Here is a 204-nt window from a genome sequence, read left to right on the forward strand (position 1 = left end):
TTCTCTAACATGTCTGAAACAAGCGAATACGTCGGTCTAGAACCAATTGTATAGGTAATAATTTCACCATTATACAAATCTAATACAGGTGATACATACAGTTTTTCTCCACACAATTTAAACTCTGTGATGTCTGTTACCCACTTTTGATTCGGTGCATCTGTATGAAAATTACGCTCTAAAATATTAGGTGCAATTCTACCG

The 204-nt window shown here is 34.8% G+C and carries 1 protein-coding gene; it reads right to left on the reverse strand.

Features of this window, described 5'->3' with window-relative positions:
• Positions 1–204, reverse strand: a 204-nt coding sequence (locus MR167_RS33910; protein ID WP_242316343.1) for a DDE-type integrase/transposase/recombinase, incomplete at both ends; no start/stop codon positions are given.

The sequence above is a fragment of the Bacillus cereus group sp. BfR-BA-01355 genome, from assembly GCF_022663675.1.
Lineage (GTDB): Bacteria > Bacillota > Bacilli > Bacillales > Bacillaceae_G > Bacillus_A > Bacillus_A thuringiensis_S.